A 19,548-nucleotide genomic window follows, 5' to 3' on the forward strand; every position below is an offset into this window, starting at 1 on the left:
CCACCGACCCGCGATTCCGTAAGTCTAAACTAACCGTAAGTCTGCACTTACCGATTTGCCGCTGTCAAGCGCGGTCTCCCGCGCTGGTCCCTTCCCCTGCCGCCGCCGGCGAGCGCCCAGGTGGCGAGTGCGCACAGCGCGAGTGCCGCGCCGAGGACGGTGGGGCCAGTCCAGCCGGTGGCGTCGAACAGCGCGGTGGTGGCGGTGGCTCCGAGCGCGGAGCCGAGGGAGTAGAAGACCATGTATCCGCCGATCGCGCTGCTGGTGCGGTCGGCGTACGCGGTGGTGAGGACGTGCTGGTTGCTGACGTGCACGACCTGCACGGCGAAGTCGAGCGCGAGCACGCCCACGATCAGCAGGAGCAGCGACCAGCCGAGCTGTCCGATCGCGAGCCAGGAGACGAGCAGGACGGCGAGCGCGATGCCGGTGACCCGGGCGGCGTGTCCGGCGTCGCCCCAGCGGCCGGATCGGGCGGCGCCCAGTGCGCCGGCGAGACCGGCGATGCCGAACAACCCGATCTGCGCTTCGCTCAGCTGCCAGGGCTCGTCGGCAAGGGGAAGCGCCATACCGCTCCAGAGGGTGCCGAAGGAGGCGAAGAGGAAGAAGGCGATCAGTCCGCGGCCGAGGAACGTCGGCTGGGCGAACAGTCCGCCCAGGGACCGGATGACCTGCCCGTACCGTCCGGTACCGGTGCGGACGTCCACGGGCAGCGCGGCGAGGGTGAGCACGCAGAGGGCGGCGGCGAGGACCGCCAGCGCGAGATAGCTGCCGCGCCAGCCCCACAGGTCGGCCAGGCTCCCGGTGACGATCCGGGCGCCGAGGATGCCGGCCACCACCCCGGAGGTGACGACGCCGAGGTTGCGTCCGCGCTCGCCGGGCGGGGAGATCGAGGCCGCGTAGGCGACCGTGGTCTGCACCACCACCGCGAACACGCCCGCGACGGCGAGGCCGCTGAACGCCACCCAGGCGACCGGCGCGGCCGCGGTGACCGCCAGGCCGGCCGCCACCAGCCCCAGGTGCGCGGCGATCAGGTTCTTGCGGTTGAGCATGTCGCCCAGTGGCACCAGCAGCACCAGCCCGGCGAGGTAGCCGAGCTGCCCGGCGGCCACAAACCAGCCGACCGCGTCGCGGGAAACGCCGAGATCGTGGCCCAGCGGTCCCAGCACCGGCTGTCCGGCGTAGACACCGGCGACCGCCACCCCGCACACCGACGCCAGCAGCAGTCTCGTCCCTCGCCCCACCGCCGCCTCCCAATCAGTTTCAGATTGCAACTCTTTGTAGGCTAGGGCAGAATGGTTTCATTGCGCAACTCATTGGAGGGTGATGGCACGCGACGACGGGGCGGGGCGCAGCCTCGCGTGGACGGACCCGAACTGCCCGGTCGCGCGGGCGGCGGACGTGATCGGGGACCGGTGGAGCCTGCTGATCGTCCGGGACGCGATGGACGGAGCCCGCACGTTCACCGACTTCCAGCGGCGCACGGGCATCGCCCGCAACATCCTCACCGACCGGCTTCGCAAACTCGCCGCGCACGGCTTGATCACCCAGGTCGAGGCCCCCTCGGGCAAACGCCGGAGGTATGCGCTCACCGCGGCGGGCGAGGACCTGTTTCCCGTGATCGTCACGCTCCGTCAGTGGGGTGAACGCCACGCCTTCGAACCGGGTGAGCCGCATTCGGTCCTGGTCGACGAGCACGGCGCCGTCGTTCCGCGGGTCGTCCCCGCGGCCGCGGACGGGCGGCCCCTGACGAGTGAGACGACCTCGGTGCGAGGGCGCGAGTGAACCGGCGCCGACGCGCTGCCGGGTCGCCAAGGGTGTGTACTCATCGAAGCCGTGGCCGACCGAGTGCCAGCGGGCCGTAGCCGGTCAGGCGGGATCCCGCTGCGGCCCGGCACACCGGAACGCCGGGCGGCCGACTCTTCGGCTGCCCGGCGTTCCGGTTGCTTGGCTGGCGGAGGATACGGGATTCGAACCCGTGAGGGCTGTTAACCCAACACGATTTCCAATCGTGCGCCTTAGGCCGCTCGGCCAATCCTCCGCCGGAAAGGGTATCAGGGCAGGTCTCGCCCGATCGGGGAGGGGGCGAGCGGGCCCGACCTGCGGGAGCGGTCCCGGCCGGGTGATGTTCCGGGCGTTCCGGGCGGGCCGCCCCTAGGCTGCGGGCGACCTGGTCCGGCCGGGGCTGCTCCGGTCGGAGGGGACTGCGGAGGGGGCTCCATGAGCGGTTCGGTCACGGTGCTGGAGGTCGCGGGCGCTGCCGGGCTCACGGTCTACGCCGTCGCGATGTGGGTCGCCGTCGGTGTGCTGGCGTACGCGCTCCGCGGGCCGCTCCCGCCATGGCTGCCGCGCGTCGCGGCGGGGGTGATCACCGCCGGGGTCGTGGGCCAGCTCGGTCACGTACAGGAACACGTCGCTCAGGCGGCTTACTGGGTGCTTCATCCGGAAGAACCTGCGTGGATGACTCCGTGGGGCGACGGTCTGGCCCGTGGCTTCCACGCGCTCGCCGGTGGGCAGCATGCGCTGGGGATGGAGCTGCTGCACCTGACGGGCAACGTCGTTTTCCTCGCCGGTCTCGTCGGGGTCGCGCTCGTGGCCCGGCATGCGGCCGCCTTCCGCGCGCGGCGATGGGCCCGTATGGGCGTGTGGATGCAGGGGCTGCACGGCCTGGAGCACCTGGTGCTCACGGTGTCGGTCGCGCTCGGCGGGCCTGCCGTCGGACTGTCCACATGGTTCGGCACGATCGAACCGGGCCCGGCGCTCTGGACGTATCGCATCTGGTGGCACTTCCTGGCCAATGTGGCCGGTTCGATCGTGCTCACCGTGGCGCTCTGCCTGTTGTGGGCCGAACGGGACCGGGTCGCGGGATCGTGGTCCGGCGCGCGGCGGGTGACTCCGCAGCGTGCACCCGTTCACTCGAACGCGGGGGAAAGCCAGTGATCACACGATCGTGTCCTGTCCATTGTGGTCAAGTTTCGTAAAGTGTGCATCCGTCCAATATTCACCAATTTCGACAGCGCCACGGAGGTAGCTTGTCGTGCTCCCCACGGAACCTATTGGCAGCATTCCCCGGCCCGAGCCGTTGGTGCGTGCCCACCGTGAGTTCGCCGAAGGCAGGTTGTCCACGGAGGAATTCGAGCGAATCGCCGAGGAGGCTCTCGACGACACGCTCCGGCGGTTCGCCGAGACCGGGTCGCCGGTCGTCACCGACGGCGAGCAGGCCAAGTCGAGCTTCCTGACCTACCCGCTGGAGGGTGCGGACAACCTCGCCGAGGGCGGTCCGGTGATCCCGTTCGAGGACGGGCACACTCGCGTGCTGCCCGTGCTCGCCCGCGGCCCGTTCCGCTACCGCAAGTACGCCGACGGCTACCTTCGCAAGGCGCTGGCCAGGTCGGATGCCGCGGTGAAGCAGGCGGTGATCTCGCCCTCCGCGCTCAGCCTGCTGTACCCGGGCGACGGCATCGACGGTTACGGCCGCGACGAGTTCCTCACTGACCTCATCGGGGAGAGCCTGCGCGACGTGCGCCAGTGCCTCGACGCCGGTGCCGACTCGGTGCAGATCGACTTCACGGAGGCGCGGCTCGCGCTCAAGCTCGACCCCTCGCGGGAACTGCTGCGCGACTTCATCCGGCTGAACAACTGTGTCATCGAGCAGTTCGCTCCCGAGGACCGGCGCCGGATCGGCGTCCACGTCTGCCCTGGCGGCGACCAGGACTCCACCCACAGCCTCGATGTCGACTACCTCGACCTGCTGCCCGAGCTGTTCGCGCTGCGTGCGGGCCGTTTCTACATCCAGCTCGCCAGTGAGCCAGACCGGCGCCGGGTGCTGGACATCATCCGGCGCGTGTCGTACGAGAACCAGCTGATCTTCATCGGTGTCACCGATCCGATCTCCCCGCGGGTGGAGACCCCGGAGGAGGTGTGCGAGCGGGTGCTGGAGGCGGCCGAGTACCTACCCCCACACCGGCTCGGAACCTGTGACGACTGTGGTTTCTCCCCGTTCTCCGACGACCTTTCCACGTCGCGGGACACGGCGTTCGAGAAGATCCGCGCCCGGGTCGAGGGCACCCGCATGGCGGCCGAGAAACTCGGCTTCTGAAGGCAAACGCTGTTTCGCGTGTTCGCTCTGCGTTCTCTCGCAAGGGCGAAGCGCGAAGCGTGGTACGGAATCGGGGTCCGGAATTGTCGATCGGTAGGGACGCCACTGGCGGTGGCGCTCGGTACACGGCGGGGTTACTGCGTCAGGACCTGGCACTGGCCGACTTCGGGGCCCGCCGGTTCCGGCTCCGGCCTGGACCCGCACGCGGCATGCTCGAAGCCGCCGCACGGTCCTTTCTGGAGGGATTCAACGCGGCGGCGACCTGGCGCACGCTGGACCGCGCCGTGGACGCCATCGAGCGCGTCGACAAGCCGTTGCGCGGCTTCGCTTTCGAGGGTGCCGGCATGGCGTACACGCTGCTGGACATGGGCACCCTGGCCCGTGGCAGGCGGGTCCGGGACCTGCTCGAAGGAGCCGGAGCCGATTACCGGCACCTCGTCCACGTCGGCACCGGCTGGGGCTACGCCAAGCTCGGTCTGCGGCCGGGCTCGCGGGCTCCGAAAGGGACCGACCCGCTGCTGCACTGGCTCGCCTGGGACGGCTACGGGTTCCACCAGGGTTTCTTCCATTCCGACCGCGTTGTCGGGGGCAGGCGGCTGGAACGCGGGCTGACCGGCGACCGCCGCGCGATCCGCGACCAGGGCCTCGGCCGCGCGCTGTGGTTCCACGAATGCGCCGATCCCGAGGGGGTGTCCTTGCGGATCGCCGAGTTTCCCGCCTTCCGGCGGGCTGACCTGTGGAGCGGGATCGGCCTCGCGGCGACCTACGCGGGCGGTGCCGACCGGGACGAGCTCGCCCGGTTGCGCGACCACGCCGGGGAGTACCGGGCGGATCTGGCGCAGGGGTGCGCGTTCGCGAGCGCGGCGCGGCTGCTGTCCGGCGTGGTGCCCGAACACACCGAGGCCGCCGCGGCCGTGCTGGCCGGGGCGCCGGTCCCGGTCGCGGCGGGCTGGACGGACGAGGCGAAGGCCGCGCTCGGTGCCGGCGCCGGGGGCTCCGCCGACTACCAGCGCTGGCGGTCGGGAATTCGAGAACGATGGGCGCACCGCGCCCAGAGGGGTGGGAACTGATGCGATCGTCGTTGTCCTGGCTGCGCAGGCGAGCGGCCGCACTGGTGGCGATCCTGTGCTGCGTGCTGACGTGGCAGCTCGCGCAGCTGCCCGCCACGTCGGCCGAGGAACGGCAGGCGCTGGCGGAGCGGTACGCGTTCGCGACACATCCGGTGAGCCCGCCGGACCGGCCCGGTGACCGGCAGGTTCGGCCGGTGGCCCCGGTCTACGAGCACATCGAGGGCTGGGTGTCGTCCGTCGGGGCCAGCACGGCACTGCTCGCCACCGACGGTGGCACGGTCTCCAGGGACATCTGCCTCGTCGATCCGCGAACCGACACCGTGACGATCCGGCCCGCGCCCACGACCGGACAGCGGTTCCCCGCGTTCGAGTTGCACCCGGAAGGGCTGCCGTACGAGTCGTACGTGGCGCCCATGGGCTGCCTGCCCGCCGACTACAACGAGGACGGCTGGCAGGACGTCGTCGTCTACTACTGGGGCCGCTCCCCGGTCGTGTTCCTGCGGGAGCCGGACACGCCGCAGGCAGCGGACGGCTTCACCGCGCGCGAGCTGGTCTCGCCCCCGCAGATCTGGAACACCAACGCCGCATCGATCGCCGACTTCGACGGCGACGGCCACGTGGACCTGTTCTTCGGCAACTACTTCCCCGACGGTGCCCGCGTGCTCGACCCGACGGCCGACCAGGCGAGCCTCGTGATGACGGACTCGCTGTCCAATGCCTACAACGCGGGTACGCACCGGATCTTCCGGTTCGCCGATGCCACGGCGAGCGGCCCGCCGGACATCCGCTTCGTGGAGGACCACGACGCGTTCGACGGAACCGAGGAGACCGGCTGGACGCTGGCGGCCGGGACGCAGGACATCTCCGGGGACGGCCTCGCCGACCTCTACATCGGCAACGATTTCGCCCCTGATCAGCTGCTCGTCAACGAGTCCGTGCCGGGTGACATCCGGTTCCGCGAGGTGCACGGTGAGCGGCACGCGCTGACGCCGAAGTCCAAAGTGGTGGGGCAGGACTCGTTCAAGGGCATGGGCGTGGCGTTCGGCGATGTGAACGCCGACGGTGCGACGGACCTGGTGGTCAGCAACATCACCGACGACTACGCGCTGCACGAGAGCAACTTCGCCTTCGTCCGTACCGGCGGTGACGAGGAGCTGGAACGCGGCATCGCTCCGTTCGACGACCACGCCGAGGACCTCGGCCTGTCCCGCACGGGCTGGACGTGGGACGTGAAGATCGCCGACTTCGCCAACTCCGGCAGCCCCGACGTGCTGTTCGCGACCGGCTTCCTGCGCGGCGACACCAACCGGTGGGCGCAGATGCAGGAGGCCGCGATGTCGAACGACCTGATCATGGCGCATCCCGGGCTGTGGCCCCGGTTCGCCGACGGTGCCGACCTGTCCGGCCACGACCCGAACAAGTTCTTCACCCGCGGCCCGGACGGCCGCTACGTCGAGATCGGCGACCTCGCCGGGGTCGGCACCGACGCGGTGAGCCGGGCGTTCGCGGTCGGCGACGTCGACACCGACGGGCGACTGGACTTCGTGGCCGCCAACCAGTGGACACAGTCGACGTTCTACCGCAACGAGTCCGCCGCGGGCGACTTCCTCGGCCTGCGGCTGCGCCAGCCCGCCCGGGGCGGCGACTGCGAGGGCACGGAAAGCGGCCGCACGCGGCCCGCGATCGGCGCCCGGGCCACCGTGTCGCCCGAGGGCCGGACCGCGCTGACGCAACAGGTCTACCCGGCCAACGGACACAACGGCGTGAACGCGCCCGATCTGCACTTTGGACTCGGCGAGGCGGCAGGTCCGCTGCCGGTCACGGTCACCTGGCGGACGGCGTGCGGCCAGACCCGCTCGGACACGCTCGAGCTCACTCCCGGCTGGCACGAGCTGCTGCTCAACGCCGACGGCAAGGTACAGGAGGTCCGGTGATGACGGCGACAACGGAGACCGCGAAGTCGGCGGAGAAGGCGGAGAACGCGGGAACCGCGCGGAAGGCGAGAACGGCGAAGCCCAAGGATCCCCGGAGCACCGCGCTGCGCCGCTTCGGGATCTCCATCACCGTGCTGACCGTGCTCGGGCACACCGTGCTCGGGTTCGAGCAGGCGTACCTGACCCCCGTGGTCGCGGTGGCCACCACGCTCGCCGTCGAGCTGTTGCTGGAGACGATCGAGGCGCTGTCCCACGGGCGGGCGCCCCGGTACCGCGCCCCGGTGGGCAAGGTGGTCGACTTCCTGCTGCCCGCCTACATCGGCGGTCTCGCGTGCGCCATGCTGCTCTACGCCAACGACCGGCTGCTGCCGGTGGTGCTGGCCGCCGTCATCGCGGTGGCCAGCAAGTACGTGATCCGGGTCCGCGTGGACGGCAGGCTCCGGCACGTGCTCAACCCGAGCAACTTCGGGATCGTCGTGGTGCTCCTGCTGTTCCCCTGGGTGGGGATCGCGCCGCCGTACCAGTTCACCGAGTGGACGGACGGCTTCCTGGACGGTGCGATCGCGATCGCGCTGCTCGCCGCGGGCACCATGCTGAACGCGAAGCTGACCAAGCGGATGCCGCTGATCCTGGCCTGGGTCGGCGGGTTCGCGCTGCAGGCCGTCGTCCGCGCCGCGTTCACCGACATCTCGCTGATCAGCGCACTGCTCCCGCTGACCGGCGTGGCGTTCATCCTCTTCACCAACTACATGATCACCGACCCGTCGACGTCGCCGACCACACCGCGCAACCAGATGGCGTTCGGGTTCGCCACCGCCGCGGCCTACGGGATCCTGGTGCAGTTCCACGTCGTCTTCGGGCTCTTCTTCGCACTGGTGGCGGTGTGCGTGTTGCGGGGTATCGGACTGGCGTTCCTCGCGATGCGCAAGCCGGCCGGGGAGCCCGTGCCCGCGCCCACGGCGCCGCAGCCCGCCGTGGTGACGGTGCCCGCCGCGGCCGCCACGCCGAGGGAGCGTGAGGTGGTGTGACCGGCGGCGAACCCGTCGCGATCGTCGGAATGGCCTGCCGCTATCCGGACGCCGACGATCCCGCTCAGCTGTGGGCTTCCGTGCTGGAGCAGCGGCAGTCGTTCCGGCGGTTGCCCGGCGAGCGGCTGAACCTCGGCGACTACCTCGATCCCGATCCCGCCGCCCCGGACAAGACGTACGGTTCGCTGGCCGCCGTACTGGAGGGCTGGGAGTTCGACCGGGCCGCGTTCCGCATCCCCGGCTCCGCGTACCGCGCGGCCGATCCGGCGCACTGGCTCGCCCTGGAGACCGCGAGCCGGGCGCTCACCGACGCGGGTTACCCGGAAGGGGAAGGGCTGGCCAGGGACCGCGTGGCCGTGGTCGTCGGCAACAGCCTCACCGGTGAGGTGACGCGGGCCAGCACGCTGCGGCTGCGCTGGCCCTTCGTGCGGGAGACGGTGGCGGCCGCCGCCGAAGCCGCCGGGCTGGCCGAGCCGGACGTCCGGCGGCTGCTCGCGGAGGCGGAGTCGCGCTACCTCTCCGCGTTCGAGCCCGTCGGGGACGAGACGCTCGCGGGCGGGCTCGCCAACACCATCGCGGGCCGGATCTGCAACCACTTCGATTTCCACGGCGGCGGCTACACAGTGGACGGTGCCTGCTCGTCGTCGCTGCTCGCCGTGATCACGGCGTGCCGCAGCCTGCACGACGGAAGCGCCGACGTCGCGCTGGCCGGGGGTGTCGACATCAGCCTCGACCCGTTCGAGCTTGTGGGGTTCGCCAAGGCCGGTGCGCTCGCGAAGGGGCCGATGCGGGTCTACGACGAGCGCTCGGCCGGGTTCGTCCCCGGTGAGGGTTGCGGCATGGTGGTGCTCATGCGCGCGGCCGACGCGCACGCACGGGACCTCCCCGTCTACGCGGAGCTGCGCGGATGGGGTCTCTCCTCGGACGGCAGGGGCGGGCTGACCCGGCCGGAGCGGGCCGGTCAGCTGCTCGCCCTGCGGCGGGCGTACGAGCTGGCCGGCGTCGACCCGGGTGACGTCCGGCTGATCGAGGGGCACGGCACGGGCACCGTGGTCGGAGACGAGGTGGAGCTGTCGGCTCTGCTCGAGCTGCGGCGCGGAGCGCAGGCGGCGGCCGCGCTCGGCTCGGTCAAGGCCAACATCGGGCACACGAAGGCCGCGTCCGGCATCGCCGGGCTGATCAAGGCGGGTATGAGCCTCGCGACCGGGGTGCTGCCGCCGATCACCGGTTGCGGCACTCCGCACCGGTTGCTGCGAGAGGCGGGCAGCACGTTACGGGTGGCGAGGGAGGCCGAACCGTGGCCCGGCGGGCCGCGGCTCGCGGGCGTGAGCTCGATGGGATTCGGCGGGATCAACGCGCACGTCGTGCTCGGCGCTCCGGAACCGGCCAGGGTGCGCGCCGTCGACCCGGCCTTGCCACCGGCCGATCCCGGGGCGCCGAGGGACTGCGCACCGATCGTCCTCTCCGGCCCCGACCGGGCGTCCGTGCGGGCGGTGCTCGACCGGCTGGCGAGCACCGCCCACCGGTTCTCGGTCGCCGAGCTGCACGACCTCTCGTGCCAGCTCGGCCGCGAACGCGCCGCGGGGAGTGTGCGGGTCGCACTGGTCGCGGACACCCCTGCCCAGCTCGCCGAGCGTGCCGCGCTCGCGGCGGACCGCCTCGACCGGCTCCGGCCGGGCGCGCTGGACACGGCGGCGGGGATGTTCCTCGGCGACACGGTCGCGGGCCGGGTGACGGTGCTCTTCCCGGGACAGGGCGCGCCGGTTCCGGTGCGGCTCGGCTCGCTGGAGCGGTTCCTCGGCGGAGCGCAGCTGCCGCTGGCCGCCAGCGACGGTGTGGCCGACACCGCGATCGCCCAGCCCGCCATCCACCGCGCGAGCATGGCGGCGGCGCGCTGGCTGGAACACCTCGGGGTGGCACCGGCCGCGCTGGTCGGGCACAGCCTCGGCGAGATCGCGGCGCTCGCCCGCGCCGGCTGCCTCCCCGCGGACAGCGCCGACCGGCTCGTGGTGGCACGTGGCTGGGTGATGAGCCGGTTCGGGCAGCGCGGCACGGGGATGGCGAGCATCGGTGCGGACGCGGAGACCGTGGAGCGGTTGTGCGCGGCCACCGGACTCGCGGTCGCCGCGTACAACGGCCCCGAGTCCCACGTGGTCGCGGGCAGGCTGGAGGACCTGCGCGGGCTCGTCGAGGAGGCGCGCCGCCGGGGCCTTTCGGCCGTGGTGCTGTCCGTCTCGCACGCGTTCCACTCACCCGCGATGGGCCGGTGCGTCACCGAGTTGAAGCCGTCCCTGCAGGATGTCGAGTTCGCGCCGCCTGCCGCGCACGTCGTGTCGACCGTGCTCGGCAGGCCGGTCACCGCCGACGACGACCTCACCACCGTGCTGAGTGACCAGCTCACCGCTCCGGTGCGGTTCGCCGACGCGGTGTGGCACGCGGTGCCCGGCACCGACCTGTTCTGCGAGGCCGGACCCGGCACCTCGCTCGCGCCGCTGGTCGCGTCCTGTTGCGACACACCGGTGGTGTCGATCGACGCGGGGGCCCCGGGCGAACGCGGCCAGGCGGCGACCGCCGCCGCCCTGTTCGCCGCCGGAGCGCTCGACACGCTCAGGCCCGCGTTCGAGGGAAGGCGCGGCCGCCCCGTCGACATCTGGCGTGAGCGGGTGTTCCTCGCCAACCCGTGCGCGGGCACCGGTGCCGTCAGCGGCACCGAGCCGGACACGGTGCCGGAACGGGAGCAGCGCGCCGAGGAGGAACGCGACGTCGGGGCGTGCGTCCTGCGGCTGCTCGCCGACCAGACCGAGCTGGAGCCACGGCTGATCGACCCGGATGCGCGGTTGCTCGGCGACCTGCACCTGTCGTCGCTGGGCATCACCCAGCTGCTGGTGGCCGCCGCGGACGCGGCGGGCCGGGCGCGGCCGAACGCGCCGCTGGCCGCCGGTGACCTGTCGGTCGCCGAACTGGTGGCGGCGGTCGAGGGGCTGCCTGCCGCCGACGACGCGCCGGTCGCGGCCACGGTGGACGGGGTCGCGCCGTGGGTGCGCACCCTCGTGGACGACCGGCGGCGGATCATCGACCCGTTGCCCGAGGCCGGGGGCGGCTGGACCGAAGTCTTCGTCGCCGGTGACATCACCGAGGGGGGCGTCTTCACCGAGGACGCGACCGCCGACTCCGGTGTGCTGGTGTACGTGCCCGACCCCGCCGATCCGGCGGCGGCGCGCACGCTGCTCGCGGCGGCGCGGGCCGCGGTCACGCGCGGGCGTCTCGTCGCCGTCACGCACGGCGCGGGCCTCAGCGGCTTCCTCAGGTCGCTCCGGCAGGAGCACTCGGACGTCGGCGTGACGCTGCTGCGCGTTCCCGCGACCGCGGCGGGGCTGCGGGACGCGGCACGGCACGCCGTGGCCGAACCAGGGCAGTGGCGGGAGTACCTGCTCGACGACGGGCTGGTCGAGGTGCCGGTCACGCGGCCGCGACCGGCCGCGCGGGGCGAATGCCGCCTCGGTGCCACCGATGTGCTCCTCGTGAGCGGAGGCGGGAAGGGGATCGGCTACGCGTGCGCGGCGGCGCTGGCGGCCGAGCACGGCGTGGCGCTCGCCCTCCTCGGCCGGGCGCTGCCGGAACGGGACGACGCGCTGCGGCGCAACCTGGACGCGCTGCGCGAGGCCGGGGTGCGCTTCGCCTACGAGGCGGCCGACGTGACCGACCCCGCCGCGACGGCCGCGGCCGTCGCGCGGCTCTCCGGGCAGCTCGGAACCGTCACGGCGGTACTGCACGCGGCCGGGGTCAACCGGCCGGTGCGTTTCGCCGATCTCGACGAGGACACCATGCTCGCGCACCGCGCGCCGAAGGTCGACGGGCTGCGGAACCTGGTCGCGGCGCTTGACACCGAGCGGTTGCGCACGCTCGTCGCGTTCGGCTCGGTGATCGGACGGTACGGCCTCGCCGGTGAGTGCCACTACGCGCTGGCGAACGGCGCGCTGCGGGCGGAGGTCGAACGTCTCGCCGGGGAACTGCCACACTGCGCTACGACCACTGTGGACTGGTCGGTGTGGTCGGGCACGGGGATGGGTGACGATCTCGGCGTGCTGGAGACCCTGCGGATGCTCGACGTCCACCCGATCCCGGTGGAGGAGGGGGTGCGCGCGTTCCTCGACCTGCTCTCGGCACCGGAACCGCCACCCGCCGTCACGGTGCGCGGGAGACTGGGCGCACTGGAGGGCGCTCCCGACCGGCTCCCCGCGGGCCGGTCGCTGGACCGGGTGCTCGTGCACAGCCCGGGCATCGAGCTCGTCGCGGAGGCCGGGCTGGACCTGGCCGAACACCCCTACCTGCGCGACCACGCCGTGGACGGGGTGGTTCTGGTGCCCGCGGTGCTGGGCATGGAGCTGATGGCGGAGGCGGCGACCGCGGTCGCGGGCCGCGCGCTCCGGCACCTCGCCGATCTCGCCCTCGACCGGCCGATCGTGGTGCCGGATCCGGGCTCCCGCACCCTGCGGGTGTGCGCGCTGCTCCGGGACGACGCCATCGACGTGGTACTCCGCAGCGACGAGACGAACTTCGCCGCCGACCACTTCCGAGCACGCTTCCCGCTCGCGCTGCCCGCCGAACCGGGCGGGCTCCCGGACATCCCGGAATCCACTGTGGATCTGGATCCCGGTGAGCTGTACCGGCAGGTGTGCTTCCACGGCCCCGAGTTCCGCCTGGTGCGGGAATTCACCGCGCTCACCGCGCGGCACGCCAGAGTCTCGCTGCGGGAGCGGGACAGCGACGGTGACTACCCGGTCATCGGCGCGGCCCTGCTGCTCGGGGACGTCACGGCCAACGACGCGACCGTGCACGCGCTGCAGGCCTGTGTCCCGCACCGGCGGCTGCTGCCGGTCGGCTGCGAGCGGTTCACCCGCGTTCCCGGCACGCACAACGCGCGCGAGATCTACGCGACCGAGCGTTCGTCCGGCGGTGGTGAGTACGTGTGGGACGTGGTCGTGCGGGACCAGTACGGCAAGCGGGCCCTCAACTGGACGGGGCTGCGGCTGCGGGACGTCGGGCCGATCGCGCGCACCGAGCCGTGGCCGGAGGCGCTGCTGCGGGTCTACATCGAACGGATCGCGTCGGCGCTGCGGGCGCCAGGGACCGAAACGAGGGGCGAGCCGCGGTGGTGCCGCGTGCCCGTTGCCGGGCAGAGCGAAGCGGTCGCCGGGCACGACGGGCTGCTGCGGGACCTGCGGGCGCGGCTCGGGGAGCCGGAGGAGTCCGTCGCCGCCCGCGTCGCGGCGGTGCTGGCGACGGCGGGTGACCAGGCGGAAGGGGAGCTGGTGCTGGAGGGTGTCTACGACGAGGGATGGGCGGTGTTCGCGTGCGGGCCGCTCCGGGTGGCGAGCACCGTGGTCGCCGTCGCCGGGGACGATTCCGAGTCCGCCGTCGCCGTCGTGCTCGACGGGGAGCGCTGAGCGGGACGATGGGCAGGACGTTCGAGTACCGGCACATCGTGCCGCTGGAGGAGACCAACCTCGTCGGCAACGTGTACTTCACCAACTACCTGCGCTGGCAGGGGCACACCCGGGAGCGGTTCCTGATGGACCGCGCCCCGGGTGTGCTCCGCGCCCTGCGGGAGGACCTGGCGCTCGTGACCGTGTCGTGCCACTGCGACTACTTCCACGAGCTGTACGCGTCCGACACCGTCGAGGTGCGGATGTCGCTCGGCGGCATCGACGGTGGCCGGGTCACGATGCTGTTCGACTACTTCCGTGTCGGTGACCCCCTGCCGCAGCTGGTCGCCAAGGGCAGCCAGACGATCGCCTGCATGCGGCGGGACGGCACCGGGATGCGGCCGGTCGACGTTCCGGCGGAGCTGGCCGACGCGTTGCGCCCGTACTCCTAGCCGTGGTCACCTCTCGTGAGTGGGAAACGTTGTTCTAACAACGTTCCGCACTCGCGACCGCTGGGCGGCGAGACGGTGGCCTAGAAGGCGAAGACGTCCTCGGTCTCCGCGGCGGCGAGGCAGCGGTTGCCGAAGACCTCGCTGTACCGGACGGGGCTTCGCCGCCAGGTTCCGTGTGCCTCGGCGCGCACGGGTTGGTAGATGGCCAGGCACGTCTTGGCGAGCAGCGTGCGCAGCCGCGCGGGATCGCCGCCGGCGATGCGCAGGGCGTTGCAGGCGTGGGCCGGGTGCGGGTGCGTGCCACCGTCGGGCGCGCACGTCAGTACGGTGACCGCCAGCGGCCGCAGGGTCGTGGCATCGCGGACCGTCAGCAGGAGCCTGCCGTCCGGGCGCGCGGCCGCGGCGGGCGAGGCCATCGCCGTCGTACCGACGATCAGCGCCGAGACGAGCACCAGTATTCTTCGTCGTGTTCCGTGGAACATGCGGTTCCCTTCGCCGGTTCGGATCCGCTCCAGCTTCCCGGCTTTTTCGTGTCCGGCGTGCGGATTCCACCTGATCGAGGGAACGACTGCGCCGGCCGCGCGCATTCCCTTTCGGACTGAAGTGCGGAGACGTGCACGCTCGGTCACCGCAGACCTGATCGTGCGCTGGTCCGAACTCGACCGTGTGGACACTCGCACTTCGTTGGCCACGAACGAACTCACACCGCGAACGACGAGCACGGGCAGGTACCGGCCGGGCGATAACGATTACCTGTTCGGGTCCGTGACCGCGCCTTTCCTGGCTGACGGTCAGAAAAGTGGCGAAAGTCGAATCGGTCTTCAACCGCGTCGCTGGCGCCGCCGGGAACGGGGACGTCACGACCTAGAAAGACGGGGAGTACGTTTGGTGTCCAGAACGATCCGAGCCTTCGGTGCCGGACTGCTTGGGCTTGGGCTGGCGTTGTTGCCGGCCGCGCTCCCGGCTTCCGCCGCCGAGTACGGCTCCGGCGGCGTCTACCGCGCCGCGGGGGAACCGGCGAGCAGCCGGTCCCATGAGACGACGGGCTGTGATTCGAAAGCACGGGACTGTGGCGCACCCGCGCCCACTCCGCTGCCGACCGGGAGCATCGTGTACGTCACGGGGCCCGACGGTCACGTCCAGGTGTTCCCGGCTGTCGACAGCGGAAACACGATCGTCGTCAGCTACCCGTCCGGAACGGGAACGGTGAGCGACGGTCCGCTGCCTCCGGGCACGCGGGTGACCTACATCTGTGGTAACGACGTCCAGACCATCGTGGTCGAGCACGAAGGCTCGTACTTCATCTCGACCGATGGCTCGATGCCGGAGCCCGCACCCGCACCCGCACCGGAGCCTGCGCCCGAACCGGCACCGGAGCCTGCTCCGGAACCGGAGCCCGCGCCTGAGCCGGAGCCCGCTCCGGAGCCTGCGCCCGAGCCCGCTCCGGAGCCTGCGCCCGAGCCCGCTCCGGAACCGGCGCCCGAGCCGGAACCGGCCCCGGAGCCTGCGCCCGAGCCCGCACCGGAGCCCGCGCCCGAGCCCGCTCCGGAACCGGCACCGGAACCGGCGCCCGAGCCGGAACCGGCCCCGGAGCCTGCGCCCGAGCCCGCACCGGAGCCCGCACCGGAGCCGGCGCCCGAGCCCGCACCGGAGCCCGCACCGGAGCCCGCACCGGAGCCTGCGCCCGAGCCCGCACCGGAGCCCGCTCCGGAACCGGCACCGGAACCGGCGCCCGAGCCGGAACCGGCCCCGGAACCTGCGCCCGAGCCCGCACCGGAGCCCGCACCGGAACCGGCGCCCGAGCCCGCACCGGAGCCCGCTCCCGAACCGGCCCCGGAACCGGCACCCGAGCCCGCACCGGAACCGGCGCCCGAACCGGAACCTGAACCGGAACCGGCTCCGAGCCCGGCGCCGTGCCAGGAATGCGCCTTCAGTCAGCCGCTGGAGGACCAGGACGGCGCAGGCCCGTCGACCACCGAGCCGCCGGATTCCGGTACCGGGTCGCTCAGCCCGCTGACCGGTGGGCTGCTCGGCGGGGACATGGGCCTGACGCCGAACATCACGAGCGTCACGGACGCGGTGACCACTCCGCAGCACATGTTCAACGAAATCCTGCCGAACGGGATCCTGGGCGGCTGACCGGGTCGGCAATGACGGAATCCGGTGGGGCGCCGGTTCGCCCGGCGCCCCACCCACCGACATCCTCGCCCGCCGGTGAGGCGGCAGCACGAACGGTGTCACGACCCATCGCTGGTCGCCATCAACCTCGAAAAGGAATCAACCATGGCGGATTTGTACGACAACTTTCTGCCCCCACTGGAGTCCGAACCGGACCCGGTGAACAGTCGGCGTGACTTCTTCCGCAGGGCCGGGATGACCGGCGCGGCGGCAGCGGTCGCGGCCGCGGGAGTCCCGCTGCTCGACGTGCGGAACGCCGCGGCGTCCACGCTCAGCCCCTCGCAGCTCCCGCTGCCGGGTGGCGACGGCGCCGGGCTGCTGCCGGAGCTCGGGCAGACGATCAACTGCAGCTGCAACGCGTTCGGCGCGACACTGATCGTGAACCTGCCGCCGCCGGCGCCGCGCATCAACTTCATCGGCAGCATCGTCGTGAAGGTGACGGTCGGCGGAGCCAACTTCGTGCGCCTGCAGGTGCTCAACCACACCGTCGAGGGTTTCCACGACCTGTTCGGCAAGGTCACGATCCGCCTGCCGGACGTCGACGTTTCGCCGGAAAGCCTGCTCTCGGTGACCGGCCCGAGCAGCCTGCTCGCGAAGATGTTCCTCAACTTCGACATCACCTTCGAACGGTGCGGCAACTGTGAGGGTCCGTTCACCTTCCGCACGCTGGAGCCCGCGCAGCTGGTCGGCAACGTCACGACCTTCCCGCCGCCGCCCCAGGGCACCAACCCGGACGGCAGCCCGACCGGTGGCCAGCTCTACCGGATGGCCGCCCCGATCAAGATCGGCATGCCCGGGGACGACCGGACCTACATGCGGCTCGACGGTATGAACATCAATGTCGGTGAGCTGATCAAGGGCTGATCTGAACGACAATCCGAATCCGGATCCGGCGGCGCCGGTCTCGTCTCGTCCAGCACGGCGAGCGAGGCCGGCGCCGCTTTCCGTGTGCCAGGCGGCGGGGCGGGGCGGCTCAGCCGAGCCGGTCCGCCTCGGACAGGCTGGCCTGCCAGGCGCGCACGGCGCGTTCCATGGTGCCGTGCACCAGGAACGGCATCGCCTCGTGCTGGAAGTCGACGTCCGGGGCGAAGTCCCGGATCGTCCCCTCCAGCACCAGCAGCGACAGGATCGGGAACACGAACTGCGGGTCGGCGTAGAGGCCGAAGCGCCGCTGGATGTCGAACAGCCGCGTGGCGAAACCGACGAGGTCGAACTCGGCCGCACTGACCCCGGAGTGCGCCTCGACGAGCGCGCTCAGCGCACGCCGGAAACCCTCGACGTCGGTTTCCGGGCCCGGCGTCGCGGTGGAGAGCACGATGTCCGCGCAGCGCGCTCCGTTCCCCTTCGCCATGTGCAGGAAGAACCCGGCGAACTTGTCCTGGGCCTGCGGGGTCAACCGGACGGTGAACCCCGCGTCCACGATCGCCACCGAGCCGTCGCGGCGCAGGTACAGGTTGCCTGGATGGAGATCGCAGTGGACCAGCCCGTCCTGGAACAGCATCTGGTAGACGCCGCGCAGCGCCTCGACGACGGCCTGCTCCCCGGCCTCGCGGTCGATGTCCGAGGGTCGCAACCGACGCAGATCCTCCACGAACTCCATGACGACGACGTCCGAACCGGACAGTTCGCGGTACGGCCGGGGAACGCGCACCCGGGGGAACCGGGCCATGTTGCGGTACAGCTCGTCCAGGTGCTCGCACTCGGCGGCCAGGTCCAGCTGGCGGAAGACCGACTCGGTGAGCTGGTCGACGATCTCGGTGACCGGCACCGCGCGCAGCCAGGGCAGCCTGCCGAGCGCCCTGGCCCCGCGCCGGAGGATCGTGAGGTCGGTCGCCAGCACCTGTTCGATACCCGGCCTGCGCACCTTGATCGCCACCCGGGAGCCGTCCGGCAGCTGTGCCGTGTAGACGCACGCGATGCTGCCCGAGGCGGCGGCCGCGCCACCGTCCCGCGCGACGATGCCCGCGAGGGCTGAGCCGAGCAGCGGCTCCAGCAGCGGTACGAGCTGGTCCGGCGGAATGGGCCGGACATCGTCGTACAGCTCGCCGAGTGAGGCACAGATCCGCGGCGGCACCAGGTCGGGGCGAGTGCTGAGCAACTGGGCCACCTTGACGAACGCGGGACCGAGTTCCGTGATCGTCTCGGTGAGCCACCGTTGCCTCGCCCCCGTGCCGGTACGTTTCCGCACCGCACCCCCGAGGAAGTACCACGGCAGCACCGCGCCGCGCACCGCGAGCGTGCCGAGGATCGCCGCCAGCCTGCGGGCCACGGTGACCGGACGGACCGGGGGAATGCGCATCCCGCCCTCCGGATCCGTGACCGGTACCCCGCGCTGGCCGTGTGCGAGACCGGATCGGGACATCGACTGGTTCCTTTCGCCGGCGTACGACGTGAACACTAATGAGCGAACCGCCGCGGTCCCGCACGCACACCCGTTCCTTCAACCGATCGATGGACAATCGTGGGACGTTGTTGCCGATGTGTCGGGCCGGTCTTACGGTCGCCTCCATGGGAATGAGCGGATTCGCTCCCTCGCACCTGCTGATCCTGCTGCTGGTGGTGATCGTCCTGTTCGGAGCCAGGCGATTGCCGGACGCCGCGCGGGGGATCGGCCGCTCGTTGAAGGTGTTCAAGGCGGAACTGGCCGACCGAGGCAGTGCTCCCGCGCCGCCGGAACGGCTCGCCGCCGAGCCGGTGGCCGATGCGGACACGCTGGCGGCGCAATGGCGGCGGGACGGCACGCCGGAGAAGGCACCCGAGTCGCCCGGAGCCTCGTCAGCCCGCGGCGAGTAACGTGCCGAGCACGGCCTCGGCGATGGCCCTGGCCCGGTACAAGGTCGTGGAGTACGTGTCGACCACCCGGGTCCCGCCGTGTTCGTGCAGGTACCAACCGGGAAGGCCGCCGACGAAGCCGTGCGGTTCCCGGTGCAGCGCCCACCAGCAGCGGCCTGGTTCGTTGCGCAGCGGCGGAGGGAGATACCACCACACCTCCTGCCCCGGGTGCCTGATCCACCGGTGCTGACGGTCGTGTGCCGGACAGAAGGCGAGCCGACGCCGGTCTCCGGTGCTGGTCATCGTCGTTGCCTGCTCCAGGCAGTACGAGCAGCGGCCGGCACGCCCGTTGGACCCCTCCGCGAAGCGGGTTTGGTCCAGCGGATCCGGCGGCGTGAACTGAAGCACCGCCTCGGGGGGTGAGAACGGGAGCGCACCGCCGGTTTCCCAGAGCACTCTGACCAATCCGGACCACTCCTCCTGCCGCGTGCCACATCGGTTTCCCGGCAGGAACCTATCCGCGGGTCTCCGCCGGGCGCGGCAGGTGACACACGAGGCGGTGACAATTCCGGAAACCGCGGCACGAATTGTC

General features: G+C 71.8%; 15 protein-coding genes and 1 tRNA gene. 11 read left to right on the forward strand and 5 right to left on the reverse strand.

Annotated elements, in window-relative coordinates; genetic code table 11:
• Positions 1–47: 47 nt before the first annotated feature.
• Positions 48–1,241 carry an MFS transporter gene (locus tag B0I33_RS25055; protein ID WP_106181332.1) on the reverse strand — a complete coding sequence of 398 codons (1,194 nt, stop codon included), beginning with the start codon at positions 1,239–1,241 and terminating at the stop codon, positions 48–50.
• A gap of 82 nt (positions 1,242–1,323) precedes the next feature.
• On the opposite strand from B0I33_RS25055, the gene B0I33_RS25060 reads away from it, so the two are divergent.
• The gene (locus tag B0I33_RS25060; RefSeq protein ID WP_106181333.1) at positions 1,324–1,782 is read left to right on the forward strand and encodes a winged helix-turn-helix transcriptional regulator; all 459 of its coding nucleotides are present in this window, start codon (positions 1,324–1,326) and stop codon (positions 1,780–1,782) included.
• A 167-nt stretch (positions 1,783–1,949) separates the two neighbouring features.
• On the opposite strand, the gene B0I33_RS25065 is transcribed toward B0I33_RS25060, so the two are convergent.
• Positions 1,950–2,038: transfer RNA gene (locus B0I33_RS25065), tRNA-Ser, on the reverse strand.
• 179 nt (positions 2,039–2,217) lie between these two features.
• On the opposite strand from B0I33_RS25065, the gene B0I33_RS25070 reads away from it, so the two are divergent.
• The 7 genes from B0I33_RS25070 (at position 2,218) to B0I33_RS25100 (ending at position 14,006) form a co-directional block, all read left to right on the forward strand.
• Positions 2,218–2,937: a DUF6008 family protein gene (locus B0I33_RS25070; RefSeq protein ID WP_219927260.1), complete on the forward strand. Its 720-nt coding sequence runs from the start codon at positions 2,218–2,220 to the stop codon at positions 2,935–2,937.
• A 97-nt stretch (positions 2,938–3,034) separates the two neighbouring features.
• Entirely contained in the window at positions 3,035–4,096 is a 1,062-nt protein-coding gene (locus B0I33_RS25075) for a cobalamin-independent methionine synthase II family protein (RefSeq protein WP_106181334.1), read from the forward strand.
• 59 nt (positions 4,097–4,155) lie between these two features.
• Positions 4,156–5,166 (forward strand): DUF1702 family protein, encoded by a 1,011-nt coding sequence (locus B0I33_RS25080; protein WP_245901043.1) that lies wholly within the window; start codon positions 4,156–4,158, stop codon positions 5,164–5,166.
• Positions 5,166–7,100, forward strand: coding sequence for a CRTAC1 family protein (locus B0I33_RS25085; RefSeq protein WP_181193443.1), 1,935 nt, complete (start codon positions 5,166–5,168; stop codon positions 7,098–7,100). The genes B0I33_RS25080 and B0I33_RS25085 overlap by 1 nt, the downstream gene beginning before the upstream one ends.
• Entirely contained in the window at positions 7,100–8,128 is a 1,029-nt protein-coding gene (locus B0I33_RS25090; protein ID WP_181193444.1) for an RnfABCDGE type electron transport complex subunit D, read from the forward strand. Before B0I33_RS25085 ends, B0I33_RS25090 begins: the two co-directional genes overlap by 1 nt.
• Positions 8,125–13,575, forward strand: coding sequence for a type I polyketide synthase (locus B0I33_RS25095; protein ID WP_106181337.1), 5,451 nt, complete (start codon positions 8,125–8,127; stop codon positions 13,573–13,575). Before B0I33_RS25090 ends, B0I33_RS25095 begins: the two co-directional genes overlap by 4 nt.
• A gap of 8 nt (positions 13,576–13,583) precedes the next feature.
• Positions 13,584–14,006 (forward strand): acyl-CoA thioesterase, encoded by a 423-nt coding sequence (locus tag B0I33_RS25100; RefSeq protein ID WP_106181338.1) that lies wholly within the window; start codon positions 13,584–13,586, stop codon positions 14,004–14,006.
• Positions 14,007–14,086: 80 nt separating this feature from the next.
• Here B0I33_RS25100 and B0I33_RS25105 read toward each other — a convergent pair whose 3' ends face one another.
• Complete coding sequence (locus B0I33_RS25105; RefSeq protein WP_106181339.1) at positions 14,087–14,488, reverse strand: SSI family serine proteinase inhibitor; 402 nt, start codon at positions 14,486–14,488, stop codon at positions 14,087–14,089.
• Positions 14,489–15,116: 628 nt separating this feature from the next.
• Between B0I33_RS25105 and B0I33_RS30075 the strand changes: the two genes are divergently transcribed.
• Together B0I33_RS30075 and B0I33_RS25115 are read left to right on the forward strand one after the other, a co-directional pair.
• Positions 15,117–16,145, forward strand: coding sequence for a hypothetical protein (locus tag B0I33_RS30075; protein ID WP_181193445.1), 1,029 nt, complete (start codon positions 15,117–15,119; stop codon positions 16,143–16,145).
• 144 nt (positions 16,146–16,289) lie between these two features.
• Positions 16,290–17,048 carry a twin-arginine translocation signal domain-containing protein gene (locus B0I33_RS25115; protein WP_106181340.1) on the forward strand — a complete coding sequence of 253 codons (759 nt, stop codon included), beginning with the start codon at positions 16,290–16,292 and terminating at the stop codon, positions 17,046–17,048.
• Positions 17,049–17,157: 109 nt separating this feature from the next.
• Here the strand turns inward: B0I33_RS25115 and B0I33_RS25120 are convergent, their stop codons facing one another.
• Positions 17,158–18,546 (reverse strand): ABC1 kinase family protein, encoded by a 1,389-nt coding sequence (locus tag B0I33_RS25120; protein WP_219927261.1) that lies wholly within the window; start codon positions 18,544–18,546, stop codon positions 17,158–17,160.
• 146 nt (positions 18,547–18,692) lie between these two features.
• Between B0I33_RS25120 and B0I33_RS25125 the strand changes: the two genes are divergently transcribed.
• Positions 18,693–18,977: a twin-arginine translocase TatA/TatE family subunit gene (locus tag B0I33_RS25125; protein ID WP_425440519.1), complete on the forward strand. Its 285-nt coding sequence runs from the start codon at positions 18,693–18,695 to the stop codon at positions 18,975–18,977.
• Here B0I33_RS25125 and B0I33_RS25130 read toward each other — a convergent pair.
• The gene (locus B0I33_RS25130; RefSeq protein WP_146147557.1) at positions 18,960–19,259 is read right to left on the reverse strand and encodes a hypothetical protein; all 300 of its coding nucleotides are present in this window, start codon (positions 19,257–19,259) and stop codon (positions 18,960–18,962) included. The two genes, B0I33_RS25125 and B0I33_RS25130, sit on opposite strands and share 18 nt — an antisense overlap.
• Positions 19,260–19,548: the final 289 nt, after the last annotated feature.

This window comes from Prauserella shujinwangii (genome assembly GCF_003001955.1).
GTDB classification, from domain to species: Bacteria; Actinomycetota; Actinomycetes; order Mycobacteriales; family Pseudonocardiaceae; genus Qaidamihabitans; species Qaidamihabitans shujinwangii.